22 protein-coding genes and 1 pseudogene are annotated in these 25,344 nt (G+C 43.2%); 8 read left to right on the forward strand and 15 right to left on the reverse strand.

What is annotated here, in order from left to right:
- Positions 1 to 96 precede the first annotated feature (96 nt).
- On the reverse strand, positions 97 to 2,157 hold the full coding sequence (prc, locus tag HMPREF9065_RS02885; RefSeq protein WP_021616506.1) for a carboxy terminal-processing peptidase: 2,061 nt from the start codon (positions 2,155 to 2,157) through the stop codon (positions 97 to 99).
- A 67-nt stretch (positions 2,158 to 2,224) separates the two neighbouring features.
- Positions 2,225 to 2,842: an RNA chaperone ProQ gene (gene proQ / locus HMPREF9065_RS02880; RefSeq protein ID WP_084422199.1), complete on the reverse strand. Its 618-nt coding sequence runs from the start codon at positions 2,840 to 2,842 to the stop codon at positions 2,225 to 2,227.
- Positions 2,843 to 3,057: 215 nt separating this feature from the next.
- Between proQ and HMPREF9065_RS0109515 the strand changes: the two genes are divergently transcribed.
- The 3 genes from HMPREF9065_RS0109515 (at position 3,058) to HMPREF9065_RS02870 (ending at position 7,481) form a co-directional block, all read left to right on the forward strand.
- A complete protein-coding gene (locus tag HMPREF9065_RS0109515) occupies positions 3,058 to 4,344 on the forward strand; it encodes a paraquat-inducible protein A (RefSeq protein ID WP_033002638.1) in 1,287 nt (428 codons plus the stop codon).
- Positions 4,304 to 6,952, forward strand: a complete 2,649-nt coding sequence (locus tag HMPREF9065_RS02875; protein WP_033002639.1) for a PqiB family protein — start codon at positions 4,304 to 4,306, stop codon at positions 6,950 to 6,952. The genes HMPREF9065_RS0109515 and HMPREF9065_RS02875 overlap by 41 nt, the downstream gene beginning before the upstream one ends.
- A 181-nt stretch (positions 6,953 to 7,133) precedes the next feature.
- Entirely contained in the window at positions 7,134 to 7,481 is a 348-nt protein-coding gene (locus HMPREF9065_RS02870) for a YgiW/YdeI family stress tolerance OB fold protein (RefSeq protein ID WP_021616511.1), read from the forward strand.
- Between the two features lie 158 nt (positions 7,482 to 7,639).
- Here HMPREF9065_RS02870 and HMPREF9065_RS02865 read toward each other — a convergent pair whose 3' ends face one another.
- Both HMPREF9065_RS02865 and HMPREF9065_RS02860 read right to left on the reverse strand, forming a co-directional pair.
- Positions 7,640 to 8,104 (reverse strand): threonine/serine exporter family protein, encoded by a 465-nt coding sequence (locus HMPREF9065_RS02865; protein WP_021616512.1) that lies wholly within the window; start codon positions 8,102 to 8,104, stop codon positions 7,640 to 7,642.
- Between the two features lies 1 nt (position 8,105).
- Positions 8,106 to 8,891: a threonine/serine exporter family protein gene (locus tag HMPREF9065_RS02860; protein WP_021616513.1), complete on the reverse strand. Its 786-nt coding sequence runs from the start codon at positions 8,889 to 8,891 to the stop codon at positions 8,106 to 8,108.
- Positions 8,892 to 9,053: 162 nt separating this feature from the next.
- Here HMPREF9065_RS02860 and proB point away from each other — a divergent pair, with 162 nt between their 5' ends.
- On the forward strand, positions 9,054 to 10,160 hold the full coding sequence (gene proB, locus HMPREF9065_RS02855) for a glutamate 5-kinase (protein ID WP_021616514.1): 1,107 nt from the start codon (positions 9,054 to 9,056) through the stop codon (positions 10,158 to 10,160).
- Positions 10,161 to 10,285: 125 nt separating this feature from the next.
- Here the strand turns inward: proB and HMPREF9065_RS02850 are convergent, their stop codons facing one another.
- From HMPREF9065_RS02850 to HMPREF9065_RS02835, 4 genes are all read right to left on the reverse strand, one after another.
- Positions 10,286 to 11,011, reverse strand: coding sequence for a TerC family protein (locus HMPREF9065_RS02850; RefSeq protein WP_021616515.1), 726 nt, complete (start codon positions 11,009 to 11,011; stop codon positions 10,286 to 10,288).
- A 64-nt stretch (positions 11,012 to 11,075) separates the two neighbouring features.
- Positions 11,076 to 11,744, reverse strand: coding sequence for a DNA mismatch repair endonuclease MutH (mutH, locus tag HMPREF9065_RS02845; protein ID WP_021616516.1), 669 nt, complete (start codon positions 11,742 to 11,744; stop codon positions 11,076 to 11,078).
- Positions 11,741 to 12,280, reverse strand: coding sequence for a methylated-DNA--[protein]-cysteine S-methyltransferase (locus HMPREF9065_RS02840; RefSeq protein WP_021616517.1), 540 nt, complete (start codon positions 12,278 to 12,280; stop codon positions 11,741 to 11,743). The genes mutH and HMPREF9065_RS02840 overlap by 4 nt, the downstream gene beginning before the upstream one ends.
- 70 nt (positions 12,281 to 12,350) lie before the next feature.
- Positions 12,351 to 13,751 carry an outer membrane protein transport protein gene (locus HMPREF9065_RS02835; RefSeq protein ID WP_021616518.1) on the reverse strand — a complete coding sequence of 467 codons (1,401 nt, stop codon included), beginning with the start codon at positions 13,749 to 13,751 and terminating at the stop codon, positions 12,351 to 12,353.
- Positions 13,752 to 13,980: 229 nt separating this feature from the next.
- On the opposite strand from HMPREF9065_RS02835, the gene HMPREF9065_RS02830 reads away from it, so the two are divergent.
- A complete protein-coding gene (locus HMPREF9065_RS02830) occupies positions 13,981 to 14,271 on the forward strand; it encodes a YfcZ/YiiS family protein (protein WP_021616519.1) in 291 nt (96 codons plus the stop codon).
- Positions 14,272 to 14,454: 183 nt separating this feature from the next.
- Here HMPREF9065_RS02830 and accC read toward each other — a convergent pair whose 3' ends face one another.
- The 7 genes and pseudogenes from accC to HMPREF9065_RS02805 form a co-directional block, all read right to left on the reverse strand.
- A complete protein-coding gene (accC, locus tag HMPREF9065_RS02825) occupies positions 14,455 to 15,801 on the reverse strand; it encodes an acetyl-CoA carboxylase biotin carboxylase subunit (RefSeq protein WP_021616520.1) in 1,347 nt (448 codons plus the stop codon).
- Positions 15,802 to 15,842: 41 nt separating this feature from the next.
- Positions 15,843 to 16,304: an acetyl-CoA carboxylase biotin carboxyl carrier protein gene (gene accB / locus HMPREF9065_RS02820; protein ID WP_021616521.1), complete on the reverse strand. Its 462-nt coding sequence runs from the start codon at positions 16,302 to 16,304 to the stop codon at positions 15,843 to 15,845.
- 149 nt (positions 16,305 to 16,453) lie between these two features.
- The gene (gene aroQ / locus HMPREF9065_RS02815; RefSeq protein ID WP_021616522.1) at positions 16,454 to 16,903 is read right to left on the reverse strand and encodes a type II 3-dehydroquinate dehydratase; all 450 of its coding nucleotides are present in this window, start codon (positions 16,901 to 16,903) and stop codon (positions 16,454 to 16,456) included.
- Between the two features lie 105 nt (positions 16,904 to 17,008).
- Positions 17,009 to 18,010 (reverse strand): o-succinylbenzoate synthase, encoded by a 1,002-nt coding sequence (gene menC / locus HMPREF9065_RS0109520; protein ID WP_033002656.1) that lies wholly within the window; start codon positions 18,008 to 18,010, stop codon positions 17,009 to 17,011.
- 21 nt (positions 18,011 to 18,031) lie between these two features.
- Positions 18,032 to 18,322, reverse strand: a pseudogene (locus HMPREF9065_RS10360) (nucleotidyltransferase domain-containing protein); the annotation flags it as partial.
- A gap of 63 nt (positions 18,323 to 18,385) precedes the next feature.
- The gene (locus HMPREF9065_RS02810; protein ID WP_021616524.1) at positions 18,386 to 19,186 is read right to left on the reverse strand and encodes a class I SAM-dependent methyltransferase; all 801 of its coding nucleotides are present in this window, start codon (positions 19,184 to 19,186) and stop codon (positions 18,386 to 18,388) included.
- Between the two features lie 46 nt (positions 19,187 to 19,232).
- On the reverse strand, positions 19,233 to 20,723 hold the full coding sequence (locus HMPREF9065_RS02805; protein ID WP_021616525.1) for a leucyl aminopeptidase: 1,491 nt from the start codon (positions 20,721 to 20,723) through the stop codon (positions 19,233 to 19,235).
- Between the two features lie 150 nt (positions 20,724 to 20,873).
- Here HMPREF9065_RS02805 and lptF point away from each other — a divergent pair, with 150 nt between their 5' ends.
- From lptF to HMPREF9065_RS02790, 3 genes are all read left to right on the forward strand, one after another.
- Positions 20,874 to 21,977, forward strand: coding sequence for an LPS export ABC transporter permease LptF (gene lptF, locus HMPREF9065_RS02800; RefSeq protein ID WP_033002641.1), 1,104 nt, complete (start codon positions 20,874 to 20,876; stop codon positions 21,975 to 21,977).
- 5 nt (positions 21,978 to 21,982) lie between these two features.
- A complete protein-coding gene (gene lptG / locus HMPREF9065_RS02795) occupies positions 21,983 to 23,050 on the forward strand; it encodes an LPS export ABC transporter permease LptG (protein ID WP_198009770.1) in 1,068 nt (355 codons plus the stop codon).
- Positions 23,051 to 23,225: 175 nt separating this feature from the next.
- Positions 23,226 to 24,965 carry a TadE/TadG family type IV pilus assembly protein gene (locus tag HMPREF9065_RS02790; protein ID WP_021616528.1) on the forward strand — a complete coding sequence of 580 codons (1,740 nt, stop codon included), beginning with the start codon at positions 23,226 to 23,228 and terminating at the stop codon, positions 24,963 to 24,965.
- Positions 24,966 to 25,344: the final 379 nt, after the last annotated feature.

The following is a 25,344-nucleotide window of genomic DNA, read 5'->3' on the forward strand; positions in this document are numbered from 1 at the left end:
TGATAGGACAGGTATTGCCTGTCCTATTTTGTTTTGGCACGCTTTCCTGCTAATTATTAGTGGAAAGCGTGAAAGTGCGGTCAAAAACGAAAACGTTTAGGGATTTGCCGGCTTGTTGTCAGCGGCCTTAATTGCAGCCTTTTCACCATTGAATTTAACCACATCTACCGCAATGGCTTCCGCTTCTTTCAAGAAGAAATCCGGCGCTTCGTAATCTTTCGGTAAATCGTTAATGTCTTTCAATGGTTTCTTGCCTTCACGCTTAAAGCGAGCATTTAAGTCTTTCAAACGTTTGTCATCGTCTTTATCATTTTCTGCTTTACGTTTTTCATAATTCAGGGATAAGAATTTACGATCACGGCGTTCATCACGCACGTTTAAATCCTCGTTTAAGGCGATAAATTCCGGATCTTTCGCCATTCTATCACGATGTTTTTGTGCTAATTCAGCGATGGAATGTCGTGCGTTTGCCACTTCGGCATAATTCACAGACGGCATTTTATCCCAAGGTAACGCATTGTCTTCTTTCTCTTCACCATATTCTTTCATATCAATGACATCAGGGAAGGTAATATCCGGTGCGACACCTTTTAGCTGCGTGCTTCCACCGTTAATTCGGTAGAATTTTTGGATAGTGTATTGCAATAAACCCAATGGCGTTTGATCTAAATCATACACAAAATTCAATGATCGACTTTGTTGTACGGTGCCTTTACCATAAGTGTTTTGACCGATAATGATACCGCGGTTGTAGTCTTGCATTGCCGCGGCAAAAATCTCGGATGCGGAGGCACTAAAGCGGTTAATCATCACCAATAGCGGTCCGGAATATTGTTGCGCATTATCCGGATCTTCATGCACACGAATACGTTGATATGCATCACGCACTTGTACGACAGGACCATCGCTAATAAACAAACCGCTTAATCCAACGGCTTCTGTTAAGGCACCACCGCCGTTTTCACGCAAATCAACAATTAATGCAGAGGCATTTTTGCTTTGCATTTCAGTCAGCAGTTTCTTCACATCTTCCGTTAAGCCAAGATAAAAACTTGGGATTTTAATCACGGCGACATTGGTACCATCAACTTTTTCAATGGTTAATTTGGCGGCTTGATCTTCAATGCGGATTTTGTCTCGAACCAGTGTGACGATGCGTGATTTTCCGCCTTTCGCCGGTTCGACTTCTAAACGAACTTTAGAGCCTTTTTTGCCTTTAATTTTGTCAACAATGTCTTCTAAACGCCAGCCGACAACATCTTCGATTTCGCCTTTTTCTTGGCCAACACCAACGATTTTATCCCCGGCTTTGAGTTTTTTGCTGCGAGCCGCCGGCGCGCCCGGCACTAAAGATTTAATACTGGTTTCATCATCTTCAGATTGCAATGTTGCACCAATCCCCTCTAGAGACAGGTTCATGCTTTCATTAAAACTTTTTGCTGTGCGTGGTGCTAAATAGCTGGTGTGCGGATCAATTTCGCGCGCAAAGGCATTCAGATAGGTTTGCACCACATCATCTGCTTTGGTTTGTGTGAGACGACGAATAGCTAAATTGTAACGCTTAACCAGTTTTTCTTTAATTTCCGGCCATTTTTTGTCTTTTAATTTCAAATTGATAATGTCGTTTTTAACACGGGCTTCCCACAATTTTTCAGCGTCTGCTTCGGTTTTTGGCCAAGGCGCTTTTTCACGATCAATTTCAATTTGATCATCACCGGTTAAATCCGGTTCTTTATCTAATAATGACAACGCATAACGATAACGCTCATAACGGCGTTTCATCATTAAATCATACATATCAAAAGCAATGGTTAATGTACCGGCATTTAATTCGTCATCAATTTTCTTGCCGTATTTTTCACGCATTTCATCGATATCGGATTGCAAAAAAGTCGTACGATTAAAATCGAGCGCCTTAAGATAACGATCAAAAATCTTTTCCGAAAATTCGTCATCAAGTTGAAATTTACGATAATGAGATTGTGTTAGGCGAGTGGTGGCACGCTTGGTGGCGAACATATTCGCCTCTGAAGGCTGCAAGGTCACGAGATCGCTGGCTTTGAGTTTTGGTTGCACGGCATCTGCAACGCCGATATTAAGAAAAAGCACTCCTAACACAAGTGCGGTTAAATAATTTTTCGTTTTAGTTAATTCCATTCAGGCTTTCCTAATAAATACGCAATAAAAAAAGTTATCCGGCAAGATAACTCTATTGAAATCTAAACTAGGCAAATAAACGATCAGCGGTGATGTTGATGACGACACCATTATCTAATTCTACACGGGCGGTTTCATTAGAAAATGCTAACACCACAGCACTTTGCGCACGTTCACCGACTTTTACTTTCACGTGTTGACCTTTTTGGAGTGAGGTCATATCCACATTATTTAATGTTGTTTTAGGTTTACGGGCAGGTCTTTCGCTTGGTTTGGTGGTACGTTTATGGCGACGTGGTGCGTCTTTTTTCTCAACTTCGCCTTTCGCTGCTCTTTCTGCCGCACGTTTTTGTGCAACAGCTGCTTTGGCTTCGGCCAATTGTTTTGCGGCGTGTTCAGCGTGTTCTTGCTCCAATTCGCCGGCAGGATTTCCGTTTAAATCTACGCGTACAGTGCCGGCGCGACAGCCGTGTAAATAACGCCAATTTGACGTGTATTGGCGTAAGGCTTGGCGTAGTTGGGTTTTGCTGACGCGCTCATCGTCTTTTAATGCTTCGCTGAGATCTTGAAACAAGCCGATTTTTAATGGTTTTGCTTCGCCCTCGATTGAAAAACAATGCGGAAATTTTTCCGCTAAATAAGCAATAATTTCTTTGTTATTCGTTAACTTTTGTACTTCGGTCATAATGAAATCCTGCATCGATTTTTAAGTAGAAAAACTCACCATAGTTTAGCTCACTTTCAGAAAAAATGACAATTAATAATCGATTTCCGGCTTGATAAATAAAAAAACATGGTTAAAAATGACCGCACTTATTTAGAAAATGCAGCGAATACATACAAAAGCATGGAAATACAGTGTAGAATACGTTCTCTTTTAGCCCTTGGATCATCTTACTCATGACAGCAACTTCTTCTGTGAATTTTGCCAATGCGAATTTCTACCGCATCGTCCGTTGTGGTGGTTGTAATGCTGTGGTTAAAATTTCCACCTTGCAACAGGGGCAAAGTGCGGTGTGCCCACGCTGTCACCATGTTTTGTACACCAGTGGAGGTTGGAGTTTAAAGCGCTGCGCGATCATTGCCATTTCAATATTAATTCTCATGCCTTTTGCATTAACGTATCCATTACTTAGCATTGATTTGCTTGGAGAAAAAATCGATGCCTCGGTTTGGTTGGGCGTGTGGAAAATGGCGACCCAAGGATTTTCATATACGGCGTTTTTAATTTTTATTTGTGCCGTTTTTATGCCCATTGTTTTTGCATTGTTGGTCATTTTATTGCAGTTATCCAAAATGATGAAAATTCAGCCACGCAATTTGTTAATTTCTCTTGGCTATATCAAACCTTGGGTAATGTTTGACGTGTATTTGGTGGCTTTAGGTGTGAGTATTTTTAAAGTGCGAGAATATGCCACGTTACAATTGGATGTCTATTTAATTGCTTTTGTTTTCACCGCACTTTTAACCACATTACTGTTTATTAAAATTAACCCGACCGAAGTGTGGAACGATTTCTATCCTCAAAGCAAAGGCGTGAATGAACTCACGAAGGCAGAGGATTTGCGCTATTGTCATGCTTGTCAGTATAGCTTTATTGAACCGTTATCTGATCGCAAGGGACGAGATATCTGTCCTCGCTGTTTGTCACAAATCGACATTCCCCCTTCTATTCGATTGCAACGCACGTGGGCATTATTGCTTGCCGGTATTATCATGCTATTCCCCGCTAATTTATTGCCAATGTCGGTGGTTTATTTAAACGGTGCGCCTAGTGCAGATACGCTGATGTCAGGTGTGATGAGCTTTATGGAAATGGGAAGCTATTTCATCGCCTTTATCGTATTTACCGCCAGTATTTTTGTGCCGATTAGCAAAGTCTTGATTATGTTATATTTGCTGATTTGCGTGCATTTTAAGCTCAAACATTCCATTCGTTGGCAAATGCGTTTATTACATCTTGTGCATTTTGTCGGCCGTTGGTCTATGTTGGATTTATTCGTATTAGCATTAATGATGTCCTTGGTTACGCGAGGACAAATCATTGATTTTTCTGTAGGTACGGCCGCCTTTTATTTCGGTGCTGCCGTATTTTTAACAATGGTTGCAGCGGAACAATTTGACAGCCGCTTAATTTGGGAAATCTATGACAAACAACAAGCAAAACACCGCCATGCAGGAAACTGAAGTTGTGGCAAAAGTTCGTCAAAGTAAACGAATTTCACCTTTCTGGTTACTTCCTTTTATCGCTTTATGTATCGGCGCCGTTTTGTTCTTCCAGATTGTGCAAGAGCAAGGCATTAGTATTCGGATTATGTTTTCTAATGGGGATGGCATTGTCGCCGGGAAAACGCAAATTCGTTATCAAGGGTTGCAGATTGGTGTCGTGAAAAAAGTGAATTTCACCAATGACTTACAAAAAGTGGAAGTCGTTGCCAATATTTATCCTGAAGCCAAAAGTGTTCTTCGAGAAAATACGAAATTCTGGTTGGTCAAGCCGAGCGCGTCTTTAGCCGGTATTTCCGGTTTGGATGCGTTGGTTTCCGGTAACTATATTACTTTGCAACCGGGTGATGGGGAGGTTGAGCATAAATTTACGGCAGAAACAGAAGGGCCCATCGCGCAGCTGAACCCCGGCGATTTATTAATTCATTTGATTTCTGATGATTTAGGCTCTATTTCCATTGGTGCTTCGATTTATTATAAGAAAATGCCGGTGGGTAAAATTTATGACTATCATTTCACGGAAGATGGCAAAAAAATCGAAATTGATGTGGTGATTGATAAGCCTTATGCCAAATTCGTTAAAAAAGAGAGTCGTTTTTGGAATATCAGTGGCATTAGTGCCAATATCGGTGTTTCCGGCTTAAACGTAAACATGGATAGCCTAAATTCCGTGGTGCAAGGTGCCGTTGCCTTTGATTCGCCAAACGAAAGCGCAAGTGCTGATATGAATGAAAAATATACCCTTTATTCCAATTTACAAGCCGCCAAGCGTGGCATCAATATTGATGTCAATATTCCAAATACGGCAGGATTGGAAGAAGGCAAAACTCGTGTGTATTATCAAAATACGGAAATTGGCGTGCTATCGAAGCTAAGTGCGGTGGAAAATAACGATGAAATCTTAAGTGGTAAATTGCTTATTGATCCGAACCTTGCCAATTTATTTAAAGCCAATTCCAACATTGTGCTACGTACGAAAAAACCGGGACTGGCGGATTTAACGGACATACAAAAGCTACTGCGTGGTCAATATTTTGAAGTTTTACCGGGTGAAGGTGACAGCAAATTGGCCTTTGATGTGATTAAAGAAAGTGAACTGTTGCTAAAACAGCCTAATACGTTAGTTCTTACGCTTACTGCACCGGAAACTTATGGCATAAGTGAAGGGCAGCCGCTGATGTATAACAATATTCAAATCGGCGAAATTGTAGCGCAATATATTGAGACCGATGGCGTGAAATTTAAAGTGGCGATTGCCGGCGAATATCGTCATTTAATTCATGGTGATACTCTCTTTGTCGCGGCATCGAATTTTGATGTGACTATCGGCATTGACGGTTTACGCTTTGAAGCGGCAACGCCGGAAAAATGGCTGCAAGGCGGTATTCGTGTAATTGCCGGTAAAACGCAAAGCCATCCGAAAGACACTTATGCGCTTTACAGTGATTTAACCAATGCGGAAGCCGGGATTACCGATTCGCAACCGAAACCGACAATCACTTTAAACACTACGAATTTGCCGAGTATTAATAAAGGCTCTTTAGTGCTTTATCGTCAGTATGAAGTCGGAAAAATTTTAGACATCCGTCCACAAACCCAAAACTTTGCGGTGGATGTGTTTATTTATCCGAAATATCAGCATTTGTTAACAGAGAAAAGCGTGTTCTGGGTGGAAAGTGCGGCGCAAATTGATATTACGCCAAAAGGCATTAGTATTCAGGCCGCGCCGGTGGCACGCTCACTCAAAGGCGCAATCAGTTTTGATAATAGTGGTGGTAAAAATAATCACACCCTTTATCCAAATGAATTGCGCGCGAAATCAGCCGGTCAACAAATCATATTAACGGCAGAGGATGCCACCAACCTCAGCAAAGGCATGGCATTGCGCTATCTTGGGCTGAATATTGGGGAAATTGAGAGTGTTCAACTTGATCAAAAGAGTCACAAAATTATTGCTAAAGCATTGATTCATCCAAATTACATGACGTTGATTGCCAAGGAAGGATCACGTTTTAACGTGATTTCACCGAAGATTTCTGCCGGCGGCATTGAGAATATCGATAGCCTGTTGCAACCTTATATTGATGTGGAAGTGGGATCCGGTAAACCCAAAACCCAATTTGCTCTCAGCCAAGCGGTTAACAATAACATCAAATATACCAATGGTTTACCGCTTGTGCTAGAAACCAATGATGCACTGAATATCACAGCAGGATCGCCTATTATGTATCGTGGGGTAGAAGTGGGGACGATTAAAAACCTCGAATTGAATACGTTGGGTGATCGGGTCTTGATCCATGTGCTTATTGCACCGAAATATCAGCATTTAGTTCGTCAAAATTCTGAGTTTTGGATCGCCTCCGGCTATGACTTTAGTTTGAGTCTTACCGGTGGCGCACAATTCAATACCGGCAGCGTACAGCAACTGCTGAAAGGCGGAATCTCTTTCTCTACGCCATCAGGCACAGTTGTGCAGGCACAAGCGAAGGCGAATCAGCATTTCTTGTTGCAAGTAAAACGTCCGACGGATGCACAAAAGTGGAATCAAGGCGCCTTGCCGGCTCAATAACGTGTAGAAATATCAGCTTTTTGTTAGGTTGTGTAAATTAAGTAAAAGGTAAGAAAATCGGAAGATTTTTCCCAATTTTCTTTTTATAATGTCCGACCTCTTAGCTAGGGATTAGCTAAGAGGTTTTCTTTTTTTATTTTATTTTTCTTTATTTTTCTTTATTTTTATTTCTGGAGTACTTATGAAACATGCAATCACACTCACAACCTTGCTGATGGTCTCCTCAGACCTGTTTGCCGGTTTTCGGAATGTGAATGAGTTGGATAGTCGTTTGGTGACGGTGCAGGCCGTCAAGTCCATGGAGGCGCATTCTGTTGTAGCGCTAGAGGGACGATTGGTTCGCCAAATTGATGATGACGAATTTATTTTTCGCGATGCCACGGGGGAAATTAAGGTAGGTGTGGGTGATTATGCTTGGAACGGCATCAATATTACGCCAAACGATCGTGTCCGCATTGAAGGGGCTGTTGATAAAGGTTTTATCATGCCCACCACGATCGATGTGCATCAAATTCGAAAAATTCAATAATGCCACGGTGTTACCCCGGCATTGATTGGAGGTAAACTGCCATTAAACCGACCGCACTTTTAAAGCGTTTTTCCTGCGTGATGTAACAATGAAAGTGCGGTTGTTATTTCTCGAGTTTTTATACCACGGTTTTTTATACTACAGTTTTTATACTACTTTTATACTACGGGTTTTTCCCGATAGAACAGTAAACCCGGTAAGGCTAAGCCGAAAACCAACGCGCCGAGAATAAAGGTCGTGTTAATAAAAGAAGCGATCATTTGTTCAAATAAAGCGTTGGAAAAGCCGTAGTGGTGAATTTGTACGATGGCAATCATTGCTTTGTATGCTTGTACGCCGGGAATCATGGGAATAATGGCAGCGACAGTAAACACTTTCGGATGTGCCAGATAACGATGAGACAAATGCACGCCAATAAAACCGATTAATGCCGCGCCCACTAAGGTGGCAAAGACGATAGGCACATCGTTATGCATGAGAATCGTGCGTGTAACGTGCCCAAGCGCACCGAGGAGTGCACAATATTTTAAGGCTTTTGGTGGCACATTAAACACCAAGGCAAACCCTACCGCCGGAATCGCGGCAAAAAACATATCATCCAATAATAGCAATAACCCGTCCATGTTAGTTCCCCCAAGTGGTGATGTTGAGTAGGCTTAAGGCAAACACAATGCCCAAACAAGCACCGAACGTGAGAATGGTAGCGATTGCCCAACGGCCGATGCCCATATTCACATATCCTTTTAAGATATCCGCCAAAGAATTGATGAGTGGAAAGCCCGGCACCAGCAATAACACGCTGGAAGCCAAAGCGATTTGTGGATCATTACCAAGTTGATATTTCAAACTAAGACCGGCAAGAAGTGAGGCAACGAAAGCAGTGACAGCAAAGACGATGATCGGATTGTAATGCCGTTTGGATAATTCTTGTCGCACAAACATGGCAACCGAGGCAGCGATGAAGGTAATGAGCGAAATGAGTGCATCACCGCCCGATAAATGAGCAAAAGAGGCGCAAGATAAACCAATCATCAAGATCACGAAATAACGGTGATATTTTAACGGTTTGAGTTGTGCCAGTTTCTTTTTAACCATGTGCAGGTTGTATATGTGATGTTCGGCAGAGATCACAATACGCTGAACATCCGTCACCATTTGCATATTAATGCCTTTGTCGCTGTTTTTACGGGTGGTCGTGATGCAGTGGTTGTTCGCCAAGGTGGTAATAATGACGGCATTCGCCGTGAGGGCGCATTCGACACTTTCAACCCCTAATGCCAAGCCAAGGCGTTGTGCCATTTGCGCCACCACCGTGCTTTCTGCACCATGTTGCAACAATAACAGCGCCGTTTGCACGCATAACCGCGTGACTTCCCGTTGTTCATCGGGCGTAATATTTTCCTTTTTCATGATGAATCTACCTAAAATGATTGGATGCCATTATAGACCTTTCGTCTAGAACAAAAAATGTTTAATGAGATGGGTTGGAATCAACGCAAAAAGTGCGGTGTGAAATTTAGATAAATTTCAGGATTTATGCTAACGTAGGCGTATTTTCGATGAGGAGTCAGTATGCAACATCATAATAAAACGATTGTCGTGAAATTTGGCACCAGCACCTTAACCCAAGGCTCGTCCAAACTGAATTTAGCCTATATGATGGAAATTGTGCGCCAGCTTGCGCAATTACACCAAGCCGGTTTTCGCTTAGTGATCGTTACCTCGGGCGCCATCGCGGCGGGGCGTCATTATTTGAATCACCCACAACTTCCCCCCACCGTGGCTTCTAAACAATTATTGGCAGCAGTAGGGCAGAGTCAGCTCATTCAAACCTGGGAAAAATTATTTGCGATTTATGACATTCACATCGGGCAGATGTTGCTAACCCGCGCCGATATTGAAGATCGCGAACGTTTTTTGAATGCCCGCGACACGTTGCAGGCGTTGTTAGACAATCAGATTATTCCGGTCATCAACGAAAATGATGCGGTGGCAACGGCAGAAATTAAAGTTGGGGATAACGATAATTTATCAGCGTTGGTGGCAATTTTAGTGCAAGCAGAACAGCTTTATTTACTCACGGATCAGCAAGGCTTATTTGACAGCGATCCGCGTAAAAATCCGCAAGCGAAATTGATCCCCGTGGTGGATAAAATCACCGATCACATCCGTTCTATCGCTGGGGGAAGTGGAACAAATTTAGGCACCGGCGGAATGTCCACGAAAATCGCGGCGGCAGATGTTGCCACCCGTTCCGGTATTGAAACCATTATTGCACCTGGCAATCAAGCCAATGTGATCGTCGATTTAGCGTATGATCAGGCGATTGGGACGAAATTCACCGTGCAGGCAGATCGTTTGGAAAGCCGTAAACAGTGGTTATTTGCCGCGCCCTCAGCAGGCGTGTTGGTGGTGGATGAAGGCGCTGAAAGTGCGGTGTTAATTCAGCATAAATCCTTATTGCCGGCAGGGATTGTGGAGGTCAATGGGCGTTTTTCCCGTGGGGAAGTAGTGCGTATTCGCACACGCGCTGGCAAAGATATTGCGTTGGGGATGCCACGTTATAACAGTGATGCGTTGGCGCGTATTCAAGGGAAGCATTCACAAGACATCGAACGCATTTTAGGCTATGAATATGGCGCCGTTGCGGTACATCGCGATGATATGATTGTGCTATAAAAGGGCGCTGTTGCTCAACAACAAGCAGACATGGCTTGAGTGCGCGCGATTTTGAGGCGTTGTGTATTTTGAGGTAACGAGACAGTGCGGTGATTTTTCACCGCACTTTTTTTGATAGAGGGAGATTATTGTTGTTTCGTGAAATTTTTTCGCATTTTTGTGTTCAGTGATTCCACCAGCACAGAAAAGCCCATAGCAAAATAAATATACGCTTTAGGAATATGTATGCCGGCACTTTCAATGATTAAGGTTACCCCAATGAGAATCAAAAAGGTCAACGCTAAAATTTTGAAGGTTGGGTGGCTTTCCACAAAATCACCGATGGGTTTTGCGGCAAACATCATCATGCCCACGGCAATAATAATGGCGCTGACCATAATGCCAATTTGATTGACCATCCCCACCGCCGTAATCACGGAGTCGAGTGAGAAGACGATGTCCAGCAAGGCAATTTGAATCAATACGCCGATAAAACTCACTTGCTTATGGTTTTCGTGATGCGCCTCTTCCTTATGTGGCAGCATCGCTTCACGAATTTCATTCATACTTTTGACGATCAAGAATAAGCCACCAAAGAAGAGAATTAAATCACGGCCGGAAACGCCTTTGCCCAGAATCTCAAAGAGCGGCTCGGTAAGTCGCATCATCCAAGAAAGTGTTAATAAAAGTAGGATACGTGTTCCCATTGCCAGACCTAACCCGATAATACGCCCCGGTTGTCGTTGTTTGGGAGGCAACTTGGCAACGAGAATGCTGATTAAAATAATGTTGTCGATACCCAATACAATTTCCAATGCGGTAAGGGTAAATAAGGCGACTAACGCCTCAGGGCTTAATAGCCATTCAAACATAATGCTTCCTTAAAGTACAAATGGGTGCGCAATCATATAGCTTTGACGATGAAATGAAAAGAGGCTATATGCGCTGTTGCACAAATTGTTGCAGAATTTCGTGAGTAAATGCTTTACGCAAGTAAAAACCGAGAGGAAGCGTATCGATAATTTCGCCATGTTTGCCGATACCTTTGGTTAAGGACTTACTATTCGCACCTTTCGGGCGGAGTTGCAAGACTTCACCTAATCGTGCATTAATTTTATCCAGTTGACCTAGCACGATGTAATCCATGAGTTCTTCCCAGTCTCGTTTTAGTTGGCGTTCTTGCTGTTCGCTAGGTTGCCAGAGAATAGGCGTACCGATGTGTCGTTCTGCCAAGGGAATAGAACGGCTTCCTTCTATGGGAATCCAAAGCACGCGGGATAACTTATGGCGTACATGGGAATTTTGCCAATTCACACCACTATTTTGAATGAGCGGTGCAAGGCTCACGAATGTGGTTTCCAAAGGGTAGCCTTGCGCATTAATGGGGATCGTTTTTAATTCAATCCCTAAATGGCGAAAGTCCTGTTCGGCTTTGCTGCCTGCCGTTGCACCCAGCGCTGTTTCAAGTAACATCCCTACCCAGCCTTTATCACGTTTTAAATCCGGTGGCACGGGAATGCCGAGTTGTGCCGCTAACTCGCCAAAACTGAGTCCGGCAATGGCTTGCGCGCGTGAAAGAAGTTCTTCAGTCGTTTTTGGGATCATTGGTGATATTTCTTGAAAAAACGAGGTTTAACGGTTTCTTTGCCTTTATCAATATAAGGGATGTTTTCCAGCTGGAGCAGAAAACGTTTAGCGACTAAGCCGCCACCAAATCCGGTCAGCGTTCCGTTTTTGCCTAGAATACGATGGCAAGGAATGATAATACTGATCGGGTTGCTTCCGACTGCGCCACCCACCGCACGCACGGCATTGGGGTTGTCAATACGTTTGGCTAACTCGCCGTAACTGCTGGTTTCGCCATAGCCAATCTGGCGGAGCGCTTGCCAAATGCGTTGCTGAAATGGTGTGCCTTGCGGTGCTAGCGGAATGTCATCAAAACGTTCCGGTTCCCCGTTAAAATAGCGATCCAGCGCCTCGCACACTTGTGCAAACAAAGGCAACTCGTTGTTTTCCTGCCATTTGGGATTCGGTGCAAATTGTTCCAGTTCACAATCTAAATGCGTCAAAAACTTGCCATCAGACAGCATCAGCAATTTGCCGATAGGCGAGGGATAATAACGGTAAAAAAGTGCGGTCATATTTTTCTCTGTTTTACAAAAATAAAAGCGTACCGAAGTACGCTGATATTATGCGGAATTTTTATGCCGATTAGAAACGGTAATTGAGGTTTAAACCGTAAAGGTTGGCAGAGGCTTTTGAGTGATAATCCGCTTCCACCACAACTAAGCCATTGGCTAAGCTTTGTTTTTCTTTAAAGTTAAGTTTTTTCCCATGCAAATAAGCATAACCGAAATCTACGTCAAAATTCGGTGTGAATTTATAGGTTGCACCTACGCTATACCAAGTGCGGTCGGTATCCGGAATGGAGGCTGAATGATGTTCTCCGGCTGCACTCTTATCATAAGCCACCCCTGCGCGTAGGGTTAACTGCTCGGTTAAATCATAGGTTGTCCCCAACGCAAAACGTGAGTTATTACGATAGCCTTCTTCTTTGTGGAACGCCACTTGACCGTTGTTATAGGTCGCATGGAGATCTTTTAGGCGATGCCATTGCGTGTATTTGTAACTATAGTGCAACGCTAATTTATTGGTCAGTTGGTGGAAGCCGGACAGTTCCCAATAGCTTGGCAAGTGTAACGTTAGTCCGCCTTCGCCGACATAAGCAGAAGTGCCACGTGGTGCGTAGCTGATGGCATTGTTATCTTTAAAATCAATATCTACTTTGGCGTGATAAGCGAGACCAATGCGATTTTTTTCATCGAATTGATAGAGTAAACCGGCGTTCCAACCGAATGCCCAAGCGGATTTGTCTTGTAAATGCGTGAGCAAGGTGTCTTTATTAATTTGTGCGCCTAATCCGCCAAGACGAGCCATTAAACCTGTTGGTGGCAAACCTGCAGCCGCGGCTCTTGCAGCAAGTTGTCGTTGTAATGCCGGGCTGGTGCGTACGTTATCAATTGCGGTGTCTAAAATACCGGCGGTGCGTTCCACTTTGGCTTTAGCGTAAATTGCGTTTAAACCTAAACCGGCGCTCCAGTTTTCAGTCATGCGATAAGCACCACTGAGATTTAAGTTAATGGCTGTTAAATCAGTTTTTCCGCCGAAAAGCCCGGCGTCATAGCCATCTTCGTATTCACTTTTTAAGCCGAAGTTCACGTTCATGCCGGCGCCGATGGCGAATTTATCGTTAACCGGTGAAACAAAATACATATTCGGAATAAATGAACCTGGCACAACGCTTTTGTGGTTGGCTGAACCTTGTGCGACCTCAACACCGAGTACGTTGGCACGCACCGGACCTCTCATGTGAATACGAGAATCCACGTAAACACCGCCGGCAGAAAAGGCATTTTGTTTGAAGAGGTTCATTAACGCCGGGTTGGTGGCGACTACAGAGGCATTATCTGCCATCGCCGCTTCACCGGCATAAGCACGACCTAAACCGGAGGTGGAAACTTCTGCTAATTGGAATGCGGCAGCGGATGCGCCGGTTGCGGCACCAAGAAGAAGTGTAGAGAGGAGTGTTTTTGTCAATTTGCTTGTTGTCATTTTATTCCCTTTTTGTGCCTGCCCGAAGGTGGCGTTTGGTCAAAGTTTTTGGTTGTTATTTTAAAAGTTGGTCATTCTAAGAAAGGCAGGGAGAGGGAGCAATGTTCTTTTCGATTTTTATAAAGTGTTCAGACCAGTCAGACAGGAAAAGTGCGGTTAAATTTTGTGTTGTATTTTAATAATTGCTAAACTAGTTGAAAATATCAACTGATTTTATAAAGGAGAGAATATGAGTTCATTAAAATGCCAAGCTGAAGAAGCGAAAGTATGTTGCTGTGTTGATGTCGGCACCGTCATTGATGGTTCTGATTGCACGATTGATTTTGAACAGGTGTATGCCACGGAAGAGCAGGCAAAAGAAGCATTAGCCTATTTGACTGAAAAAGCACGCGCAGCAGAAAGTGAGCCTTGTACTATTCGCAGCGAAATAAGTGCGGTGGAAAATGGCGTTAAATTGAAAGCCACCTTTGAATTTTGCTGCCAAGCGGAATCCATGATTTTCCAACTTTCTACGCGTTAATTCGTTCTACGCGTTAATTCGTTATATAAAAAAGAAAAAAGCTTAAGTGTGAGAACTTAAGCTTTTTTTGTAGATGATTTGGCGTTCGCCGAGTGATTGTGGATTGATACAATAAAAAGGCGGTAAAAACGAGTTAAATTTTTACCGCACTTCAAATAAGCGAATGCCTTACAGAGGAGGTTATTATTCGTGCATGCCTAATTTTTTCTCCAAATAGTGGATGTTGGTGCCGCCTTTTTGGAAATTTTTATCTTCAAGAATCAGTTCATGCAGTGGAATATTGGTTTTAATGCCGTCAATGATGGTTTCTGATAACGCATTTTGCATACGACGGATCGCCACTTCACGGGTATCGCCGTAAGTAATCAATTTCGCAATCATAGAATCATAATGCGGAGGAACCGTATAACCTGCGTAAATGTGAGAATCCCAACGCACACCTAAACCGCCCGGAGAATGCAAATGATCAACTTTGCCCGGTGAAGGCAAGAAGGTTTTTGGATCTTCTGCATTAATACGACATTCAATGGCATGGCCTTTCACTTTGATGTCTTCCTGTTTGAAAGAAATCGGCAAGCCGGAAGCAATACGTAATTGCTCTTTCACCAAGTCCACACCGGTAATCATTTCTGTGACAGGATGTTCCACTTGAATACGGGTATTCATTTCAATGAAATAGAACTCACCGTTTTCATATAAGAATTCAAACGTACCCGCACCACGATAGCCAATTTCCACACAAGCCTTCGCACAACGGGAACCAATATCGCGACGGACTTCTTCGCTAATGCCCGGTGCCGGTGCCTCTTCCACTACTTTTTGGTGGCGACGTTGCATAGAACAATCACGTTCAGCAAGATAAACTGCATTGCCATGAGTGTCGGCCAATACTTGAATTTCCACATGGCGTGGGTTTTCCAAATATTTTTCCATGTAAACCATGTCGTTGTTGAAGGCTGCTTTGGCTTCCGCTTTCGTCATGGCAATGGACTCTTCCAGGGCGTCTTCGCTACGGACGACACGCATACCACGACCACCGCCGCCACCGGAAGCTTTGATAATAATCGGATAGCCGATACGTTTCGCAATTTCTTTATTTTTTGCGATGTCAGAAGTTAATGGGCCATCAGAACCCGGTACGCAAGGTACGCCCGCTTTTTTCATCGCGTTAATGGCGGACACTTTATCGCCCATTAAACGAATCACGTCAGCGGTTGGGCCGATGAAGATAAAACCTGAGCTTTCAACTTGCTCGGCAAAATCCGCATTTTCAGAAAGAAAACCATACCCCGGGTGAATTGCGTCAGCGCCGGTCACTTCTGCTGCCGCAATGATCGCCGGAATATTTAAATAGCTTTTTGCAGATTGGGCAGGGCCGATACACACAGTCTCATCCGCAAGCAGAACGTGTTTCAACTCACGGTCGGCAGTGGAATGCACTGCAACGGTTTTAATGCCCAATTCTTTACAGGCGCGCAAAATTCGCAGAGCAATTTCGCCGCGATTTGCGATAACAACTTTTTCTAACATAATAAATCCATTCTTGTTTAAATTATGGTCTGCTATGTTAATTATTCAATAATAATCAACGGCTCATCAAATTCGACAGGCTCACCATCATTTACCAGAATAGCTTTTACTACACCGGCTTTATCCGCTTCAATACGGTTCATCATTTTCATTGCTTCAACAATGCAAAGTGCATCACCCACTTTTACGGTTTGACCCACTTCAACAAAGGCTTTCGCTTCTGGGCTTGGGCTACGATAGAATGTACCGACCATCGGAGAGCGGATCTTATGACCGGCAATTTCCTCAGGTGCGGCAACAGGCGCTGCTGGTGCTACGGCAGGTGCAGCAGGTGCCGCAACCGGAGTTGGTGCCGCTGCCGGAATGGAATATTGAACATTTGCCGGTGCAGCAACTGTAGCACGACTAATGCGTACAGAGCCCTCTTCTTCTGAAACTTCAAGTTCCGTAATGCCGGATTCTTCTACTAATTCAATCAGTTTTTTAATTTTACGAATGTCCATAGTTTTCCCTAAAACATATTAAATTTAAACCGCACTTTTTAGAAAAAAAAGCGCGGTGTGGATTAAGATAAATTTTCGGTCGAGAGATTACCGCAAAATCATCATTTTGGCGATAAAATTCTGTGATTTTCGTTAAATTTCGTCAAATTTTACTTTTTTGAAAGATAATTTACTGCAAACTGCAACGCAAAATCATACCCTTGCGCACCGCAGCCACAAATCACACTTTCCGCCACATCACTAAAATAGGAATGATGACGAAACGGTTCGCGTTTGTGAATATTGGATAAATGCACTTCAACGAAAGGAATGCCAACGGCAAGTAACGCATCACGCAACGCCACGCTGGTGTGGGTATAGGCAGCAGGATTGATGATGATAAAATCCACTTTTTGAAAACTTTGGTGAATTTTCTCAATCAATTTTCCTTCGCTATTGGCTTGAAAACAATCCAATGCCACTTGCTGTTTTGTCGCCTGTTGTTGCAAATGCTGCTCAATTGCTGTTAATGATAAATGCCCGTAATGGGTTGGCTCACGTACGCCCAACATATTCAAATTCGGGCCATTTAACAGCAAAATGTTGTATTTTGATGACATATTACATTCCTTTTTATTGCGCGCATTATAATGATTTTTTGCTTTCGGCTGGTCTAATCTGTAAAAACATCACGGTAAAAAATAACCGAAAAAACGACCGCACTTTTAATCTAAAATCACTTCGGTAATAAATTCCGAATCCAAACCAACGACAGGTAACGTTGATCCCGGCCAAGTTCTGATGATTTGATAATCCATCAAATCCAAGGTGTCTAACCCCGGCGTAACATTTGGCGTATATTGTTTTGCCATACGCGCCAGTTGGGTTAAACCGAAGCTGCTTTCAATGCTGGAACTGATAACCGCTTTAATGCCTAACGCGTGTGCCTGTGCAATCAACTCAGCACAACGCTCGATAGATCCCACCAAGGTCGGTTTAATCACAATCGCGGCCAAGTGCGGTTCTTTTTCCACGCGAAAATCCGGTTCACGTACGCTTTCATCCCAGGCAATATTAATGCCGTTTTCTGCCGCAAATTGACGACTTTCCTCACGGGTTTTGCAAGGTTCTTCAATAAATTGAATACGCGCACGATGCTCAGGTTTTACATATTTAGCAAACATTTGCGCTTTAGCCGGTGTCCAGCTACGGTTAGCATCTAGCCGTAATTGCAAATCCGGAATAGCCTCTAACAGCATATCGGCAATGAGGCCATCACGATTGGCTTCATACATGCCCACTTTTACTTTCGCCACTTTTTCACCCTGCATTTGATCCAGCGGTTCATAAAGCTCATCCGGATCACCATAACATAAAGGCGCCGTTTGATAATTGCCTTCATCGTCCAAGCGACCTTTCATTTCAAATAACGCACAGCTTAAACCAAATGCCACGGAAGGATACAAATCCGCTGTTAAATCCAGTTTTACATTACAACTGCGGGATTGATCCCATTTTTCCAGCCATTCGATCGCTTGCGCTTGTGCTTCGTCTAGCGTTTCATGGCTAAACTCCGGCAACGGCGCAATTTCTCCCCAGCCTTCATTTTGCCCACAGCATACTTTCACCAAAAGGCCTTCACGTTTTTTCAAAAAGCGATTACGCAAAATCAGTTGAGAATCCACCGGAATGGAATAACGGAAAAGTTGATAGCGGCGATGTTGAATGGCGCAATTTTTCTTTTCATAGAAAATCTTACCCACTCGTTGAATATGTTCCAGTAAAACCGGATCGGTAATCTTGTCATAAATGACTACATCGAATTTATACGGAATGGTGGTTTGCGACAGGGTTTGCTGAATGTCGTGCAACATGTCATCGGTAATGCCATCGCCTTTTAAGGCTAAATCAATATCCGAGTCTTCACGAAAATTCCCTTTTCCGCGCGAGCCAAACAAAATCGCCGTTTTAACTTGGGGAAAATGGCGCAAATGCCAACCGATTTTTTTAATCATTGTTTCTGTTAAACCGAAATCCATTGTCTGTTACTCCGTCTATGATGAATAAAATGCGTGATGAAAGCGGGGGGATTTTTGCCACATTTAAGCCACATCCCACCAAATTAACGCCCATTTGGGTTGCCCGTGTTTAATCGGTTCATTGTGCTGTTGTTTTTGACGATAAAACTCCGCGAGGCGTTGTTTTTCTTGTTCATTTAACGCACCAAGGGAAAACTCTACGGAAGCCAGTAAGTCTTCGTAGGTTTCGCCCATAAAGCGACCGGATTCCGTTTCAATGAAATTCAGATTCGCTTGAATGCCTTTTTGATAAAGCCGATTGAGCAGGTAAATATAGGTGGGGAAACCCACATCATCACGCCCAATCGCAGAAAACACGCCTTCATCTAAAAAATGGCGTTGCGTCACCGAAGTGAGATACACCCGTTTTTTGGCTTTGGCGCAGATCTTCGCAATCATATCATCTAAGTCATCGACCAAGGTAGAGCGGGAGGCGAGTACCACATCTGCCGCCGGCACATCATCCCAGTTATCCGCCCAAGATTTATGGAGTAAGTGTAAATTATCCAGTTGTAGGGCGTGTTTGAACTCAGCCAGTGCCGCCAACATGCCCGTGCTGTAATCCAAGGCGTAAACTTGACGACAATGTTGCGCCAACGGTACGGCAAATGTACCCGGGCCGCAGCCGATATCCAAGAGGGTTTCATCCGGCTGCATTTGCATTGCCGCCATTAACTGCGCGTTATAGCGGCTAGGCTTACCCACCAAATTTTCAGCCATTTTGGGCGCTTTTTTATCCCATTTGTCCGGCGGCAAATGATAATGATTGCAGGCGATGAGATGTTGCTTATAAAGCGCGTTAAAATCTATGTCGTCGATTGTCATAAGTCATCCTCAGGCATTCTAAGTGCGGTCGTTTTGGGCCGTATTTTTATTTCACTTGATTTAATAAGAACTGCACCAAGAACGACACCGGTCTGCCGGTAGCCCCTTTGTTTGCGCCTTGTAGCCATGCGGTCCCGGCAATGTCGAGGTGCGCCCATGGGTATTTCTTGGTGAAATTGGCGAGGAAAGCCCCTGCTGTGATGGCGCCGCCCCAACGTCCGCCAATATTGGCTAAGTCGGCAAAGTTGGATTTCAGCTGTTCTTGATATTCTTCGCTTAACGGTAAACGCCATGCTTTGTCGGCACTTTGTTGTGCGGCTTGTTCAAGCGCGGCTGCGATGTCGTCATGGGTGGAAACCAAACCACTGTTGTGTTGCCCTAATGCGACTACGCAAGCGCCTGTTAAGGTGGCAATGTCGATGACCAGCTCAGGATCGAAACGTTCTACGTAAGTGAGCGTATCACACAACACCAAGCGACCTTCTGCATCGGTGTTTAACACTTCCACGGTTAAGCCGTTCATGGTGGTGAGAATATCGCCTGGGCGATAAGCGTTGCCGTCTGGGAGATTTTCACAGCCTGCCATCACGCCGATGACGTTTAACGGCAGTTGTAGTTGTGCTAAGGCATTCATTACGCCATAAACGGAGGCCGCGCCACACATGTCGTATTTCATTTCGTCCATGTCGGCAGCCGGTTTGAGAGAAATGCCGCCTGCATCGAAGGTTAAGCCTTTGCCCACTAACACAATCGGTTTCGCATTCGGGTTTGGCGCATTACGGTATTCCATAATGGCTAATTTCGCTTCGTTGTGCGCACCGCGTGATACCGCAAGATAAGCGCCCATGCCCAATTTTTCCATTTCTGCTTCGTTGACAATAGTGGTGTTAATCAACGGTGAGGTTTTGGCTAAGTTTAGCGCTTTGTCTGCCAAATAAGCCGGGTTGCACACATTCGGCGGGCAATTTGCCACATCTTTAGCAAGGCGCACGCCCAAGCTAATCGCGCAACCGTGTTGGATCGCTTGTTCGGCGAGTGCCAGCTCATCGGTATTAACGTTAAAAATCAATTCACAAAGTGCGGTAGATTTTTCTGCTGTTTTTTGACTTTTGAATTGAGTGAATTGATATAAATCCTGTTCGATGGTTTCAATAGCAAAGCGGATGTTCCAATAAATATCACGTTGATTCAGGGAAATTTCAGTTAAAAAATTGACCGCACTTTTGGCTTGGGTGGTTTTTAGGGCTTGGACGGTTTTTTGGATAAGCTGTTTATATTGGCGTTCATTTAGTTCACCTGCTTTGCCACAACCCACCAGTAACACACGTTCGGCGGCAATGTTGGGAAGATGGCGTAATAATGTCGTTTCGCCTAATTTACCGCTAACTTCGCCGCTTTCGACAAGTCGGCTGAGGTAATTTTGTGAAATGTCGTTAATTTTAACCGCACTTGGTGATAGGGTTTTCTCTTCAAAAACGCCGACAATCAGGCAATCGGCAGATGCGTTTATGGCGACTTGTTGCGCGCTGTAGTTCATGTTTTCCTCGCTTATTTTTCTGTTTTCGATGTCAAATTTAAGGTATTATACGCCACTTATTATTTCGGGCTTGCACTTAATTTGCCCGTGTCAAATGCAACGAATTTAATCTCTTTTGCTGAAATAGCAAGAGAAAAAATAGGCAATAACGTGATTTTAACCAGATATTTAACGAAAGAAGTTTTTAAAAGCCAAATAGCGATTTTGTTCATTTTGCTGCTGATTTTTTTCTGTCAACAGTTGGTGCGTGTGTTGGGTTCTGCAGCAAATGGACAAGTGCCAGCCGATTTGGTGTTTTCCTTGCTCGGGTTAGGGATGCCAACCATGGCGCAATTAATGTTGCCACTTTGTTTATTCATTGCGATTTTGTTGACCCTTGGGCGGCTCTATGCCGAAAGTGAAATTACCGTCATGCGCGCTTGCGGTATTGGTCAAGGCATTTTGATTAAAGTGGTCTTGATCCTGTCTTTATTTACTGCCGCGGTGGCAGCTTACAATGCCTTATGGTTGACACCGTGGGCGATTCACAAGCAAACGGAAATTGTGGAAGAAGCGAAAGCCAATCCGAATATGGGGGCATTGTCTGCCGGTCAATTTATGACGGCAAATAGCAGCGATTTCGTGTTGTTTATTGATAACATTCAAGATAACCAAATCAATAACGTTTATGTCTTCCAAACCCAGCCGAAAGGGCAGAGCAAGCCTTCCGTGATTGTGGCGGAAAAAGGCGAATTAAAAGCCTTGCCAAACGGCGATCAGATCTTAAATTTGCAAAATAGTGATCGTTTTGAAGGCACGGCAATTTTGCCTGATTTTCGCATTACGCATTTTGACGAATATCAAGCTTATTTAGGCCATAAAACCGTGGCAGAGGATGCCGATGAAGCCGGTGAAATGGACATTATGCAATTATGGAATGCCAATACGCCGGCGATGAAAACCGAGTTGCATTGGCGTTTAACCTTGATTCTCGCAGTGCCGATTATGGCATTGTTGGCGGTACCGTTAAGCCGTGTGAATCCACGTCAAGGCCGCTTTGCCAAAGTGTTGCCGGCGTTGTTGCTATATTTGATTTACTTCCTATTACAAAGCTCGCTGAAGTCTGCCGGCAGCGCAGGCAAATTAGATGCCTCGTTGTTCATGCCGTTAGTGAATATCGCCTTTTTCGCTTTTGCGATTTTCTTGAATAGTTGGCATAGTGCGTTTATGTATCGCATTCGTTATTCCTTTGGCAAGACGGCAAAACAAGGATAAACATGATGAATACATTAGAACGCTATATCGGTAAAAGCATTTTAGGCACGATTTTTGCCACGTTATTCATGTTGGTAGGCTTGTCTGCGATCATTAAATTTGTGGAGCAATTTCGTAGCGTCGGCAAAGGCACTTACGATATTTGGCAAGCGATTGCCTACACCGTATTGACCATGCCAAAAGATGTGGAAACGTTTTTCCCCATGGCTGCCTTATTGGGCGCATTAATCGCGTTAGGCAACCTTGCCAGCCGGAGTGAACTGGTCGTCATGCAATCTTCCGGTTTTTCCCGTATGCGAATTGGTCTTGCCGTGATGAAAACCACCATTCCGTTAGTTTTATTGACCATGATGATTGGCGAATGGGGCATTCCGCAAACCGAACAATTTGCCCGTGATATGCGTTCCAAAGCCATTTCCGGCGGGTCGATGTTATCGGTAAAAAACGGCATTTGGGCGAAAGATGGCAACAATTTCGTGTATGTTCGCAGCATCTCCGATGACATAGAATTACACGATATTTATATTTACACCTTTAATGAACAACGCCGCTTGGAAAAACTCAAGCACGCTAATCAGGCCACATTTAATGACGGCAAGTGGATGTTACAACAAGTCAATGAATCTATCATTCAACCAGAGGGAGTCAACACGGTCAACCGCTTAAATGAAGAATGGCAAACCAATTTAACCCCAGACAAACTGGGCGTGGCATCTTTAAGACCAACATCATTGTCCATTTCGGGATTATCTAATTACATCACCTTCTTAAAAGAAACGGGGCAGGATTCAAAAAACTTTGAGCTCACCTATTGGCGCAAGTTGTTTCAACCCATTTCTGTGGGCGTGATGATGATGTTAGCACTCTCCTTTATTTTTGGTCCGTTGCGTAGCGTCACTGCCGGCGCACGGATTCTCATTGGGATTTGTTTTGGCTTCTTGTTTTATGTGGTGAACGAACTGTTCGGCAAATTCAGCTTGGTTTACAATACGACCCCATTAATCGGTGCGCTGATGCCGAGTATGTTATTCTTAGCGATTACATGGTGGCTACTGGCACGTAAACGGAGCTAATGGCTGCCGATAAAACAAAGCAAAAAACAATGTAAAATTTGTGTAAATCTTCCCCTCTGACTTCCAAATAGTGTAGAATCTGCACAAGTCTGTATGGATTCTGATCTTTAATGAGAAAAGTTTCAATGAATAAGTGTGCTAATTCAGTATTTAAATTAACTTTGGAGTTCATGTTATGAGCGTAACAGAAAGCTTTCTTTCACGTTTATCACAAAAATTAAAAGCATTTTACCTCGATCAACAAGGGGTATATGGTGTGATGACAGCGTTATTGTTATTCCCTTTGATTGTACTAGTGGCATTCACTGTGGAAACTACAGGCATTTTGCTTGACAAAACTCGCTTATCACAAGCGACAGATCAAGCGGCCCTGTTGTTAACCGCAGAAAACAATAACTTTCGAGCAAAACCAGATCATACGGATGTAACTCGCCAAAGTTTAACTGAAGAAGAAAAAAAATTGTCGGAAGATAAACAACTTAGTACGAAAATCGCAAAACGTAATCAAGAATTAGTGCAGAATACAGTAAAACTCTATTTGCGCTCTTATGACGAGGACGCAAGTGCACCGATTACTATTACAAAAGATTTCACTGCTTTTTGTGAACCACTTAGTCAATCTGGGAAAAGTGAAGGGGGTGTTATTTGCACCGTGCAGGGTGATGTTCGTCGTAAAAATGGTTTTAATGTAATTAATGAATGGGTAAAAAGCCCCGAAAGCGAAGATGGTCGTCTACAAGTGAATTCCGGACGTTCTTATGCGATAAAGCAAGGGGGCAGTATACCGATGGAAGTAATGTTAGTTGCAGACTTTTCCGGTTCAATGTGGGAAGAATTAAAAACCCAAAATGCTAAAAAAATTGACGTATTAAGAAGTGCGGTAAAAAAACTCACTGCAACATTATTGTCCGGTGGGAAAAAAAATGATATGAGTCCTTATAATCGGGTTGGCTTTACCACATTTAACACAGGAATTCGTCAGTGGGGGGAAAACAATTATTGTACTCTTCCAATATATCCTATGAATGATAAAGCTTCAGAGCAAGTAGAGTTTAATATTGAGTTTGAAAAGTATTTTGGCAAAATTGAAGATCTTAAGAAAGACTTTCTTAAAAGTTTTAATCTACCGTCCTCTTACCTATATAATTGCAAAGATATATATTATGAATGGGGTGAGTCAAAGGGGCAATACAGGGGGGAATCTTGCCAGGCTAAAGATACTAGAGAAGAAGCTATTAAAAAAAGTATGATTCGAGGTGGTAACTACAGAGGCTTACTTAAAGATTACATAGATCTTGATAAGACAATTTCACAAATTAAAGGATTTGATGGCCAGCGAAGAAAATATCCGATTGTATTAGATAAGCCTACTTCGGCGTGTTTTCTTAAGCCTAACCAAGAAACTAGTCAAGCGTGGTTTTCAGAAAATAATACAGAGATAGTAAAATCCTTTTCAGATATATCTCCAAATAGCCAAACTAATGCTTCAGCAGGAATGTTGGTAGGAGCTAATATCATGTCAAAACCGGATCCTGATTATCAAAAGAAATTAGATAATGTTGGTAAAAATGTCAAAAGAACGATGATTATCTTATCTGATGGTTTAGATAATATGCCTTATTGGGGTGCCTTTATTGATTTCGAAAAAAAAGGTTTTTGTAAAGAAATTAAAGCAAAACTGGATACATTACAAAATCCAAAATATGAAAAATATCCAACAAAACTTGCGTTTATTGCTTTTGCATATAAGCCAGAAGAGGAGGATGTGGAGCACTATCATGCGTGGAAACGATGTGTTGATGATTATTACTATTATGTAAGGGATGAAAAGGAGTTATTAGAAGCTTTCGGTGATATCTTAGGCATCCAAGAAGAATTAGGAACAATATCTTCACAAAAACCTACACGTAAGTGATGTGTTAAGCTCTCTCTAAAACAATGCCGATCGGTAAAATATACTGATCGGCAATTTTTTGTATTGTGCATCTTGATGCACGACGGATTCCACACCGCACACGATGTCGTCCACGGATTTATCGAATACCCTGCCGTTCGTGGATTGACCCAATGTAACTCCGAACGTCATTCTTCACATCAACGATTCCTGATTTCGTGCAACAAGTTGCACGCTACGAGGAAGATAAAATAATGATTCCTCATTTCGTGCAACAAGTTGCACGCTACAAGGGAGATAAAATAAAGTGCGGTGGATTTTTCTGACGTTTTAAACGTTGTTGAAATCCACCGCACTTTTGGGGATTTAATATAGTAAGACATGGTAGCGTGCATCTTGA

The organism is Aggregatibacter sp. oral taxon 458 str. W10330 (genome assembly GCF_000466335.1).
Lineage (GTDB): Bacteria > Pseudomonadota > Gammaproteobacteria > Enterobacterales > Pasteurellaceae > Aggregatibacter.

Bases quoted from the DNA above. Each gene is read 5' to 3' on its own strand.
- prc (WP_021616506.1), bottom strand. From the start codon at position 2,157: ATGGAATTAACTAAAACGAAAAATTATTTAACCGCACTTGTGTTAGGA.
- proQ (WP_084422199.1), bottom strand. From the start codon at position 2,842: ATGACCGAAGTACAAAAGTTAACGAATAACAAAGAAATTATTGCTTAT.
- HMPREF9065_RS0109515 (WP_033002638.1), top strand. From the start codon at position 3,058: ATGACAGCAACTTCTTCTGTGAATTTTGCCAATGCGAATTTCTACCGC.
- HMPREF9065_RS02875 (WP_033002639.1), top strand. From the start codon at position 4,304: ATGACAAACAACAAGCAAAACACCGCCATGCAGGAAACTGAAGTTGTG.
- HMPREF9065_RS02870 (WP_021616511.1), top strand. From the start codon at position 7,134: ATGAAACATGCAATCACACTCACAACCTTGCTGATGGTCTCCTCAGAC.
- HMPREF9065_RS02865 (WP_021616512.1), bottom strand. From the start codon at position 8,104: ATGGACGGGTTATTGCTATTATTGGATGATATGTTTTTTGCCGCGATT.
- HMPREF9065_RS02860 (WP_021616513.1), bottom strand. From the start codon at position 8,891: ATGAAAAAGGAAAATATTACGCCCGATGAACAACGGGAAGTCACGCGG.
- proB (WP_021616514.1), top strand. From the start codon at position 9,054: ATGCAACATCATAATAAAACGATTGTCGTGAAATTTGGCACCAGCACC.
- HMPREF9065_RS02850 (WP_021616515.1), bottom strand. From the start codon at position 11,011: ATGTTTGAATGGCTATTAAGCCCTGAGGCGTTAGTCGCCTTATTTACC.
- mutH (WP_021616516.1), bottom strand. From the start codon at position 11,744: ATGATCCCAAAAACGACTGAAGAACTTCTTTCACGCGCGCAAGCCATT.
- HMPREF9065_RS02840 (WP_021616517.1), bottom strand. From the start codon at position 12,280: ATGACCGCACTTTTTTACCGTTATTATCCCTCGCCTATCGGCAAATTG.
- HMPREF9065_RS02835 (WP_021616518.1), bottom strand. From the start codon at position 13,751: ATGACAACAAGCAAATTGACAAAAACACTCCTCTCTACACTTCTTCTT.
- HMPREF9065_RS02830 (WP_021616519.1), top strand. From the start codon at position 13,981: ATGAGTTCATTAAAATGCCAAGCTGAAGAAGCGAAAGTATGTTGCTGT.
- accC (WP_021616520.1), bottom strand. From the start codon at position 15,801: ATGTTAGAAAAAGTTGTTATCGCAAATCGCGGCGAAATTGCTCTGCGA.
- accB (WP_021616521.1), bottom strand. From the start codon at position 16,304: ATGGACATTCGTAAAATTAAAAAACTGATTGAATTAGTAGAAGAATCC.
- aroQ (WP_021616522.1), bottom strand. From the start codon at position 16,903: ATGTCATCAAAATACAACATTTTGCTGTTAAATGGCCCGAATTTGAAT.
- HMPREF9065_RS02810 (WP_021616524.1), bottom strand. From the start codon at position 19,186: ATGACAATCGACGACATAGATTTTAACGCGCTTTATAAGCAACATCTC.
- HMPREF9065_RS02805 (WP_021616525.1), bottom strand. From the start codon at position 20,723: ATGAACTACAGCGCGCAACAAGTCGCCATAAACGCATCTGCCGATTGC.
- lptG (WP_198009770.1), top strand. From the start codon at position 21,983: ATGAATACATTAGAACGCTATATCGGTAAAAGCATTTTAGGCACGATT.
- HMPREF9065_RS02790 (WP_021616528.1), top strand. From the start codon at position 23,226: ATGAGCGTAACAGAAAGCTTTCTTTCACGTTTATCACAAAAATTAAAA.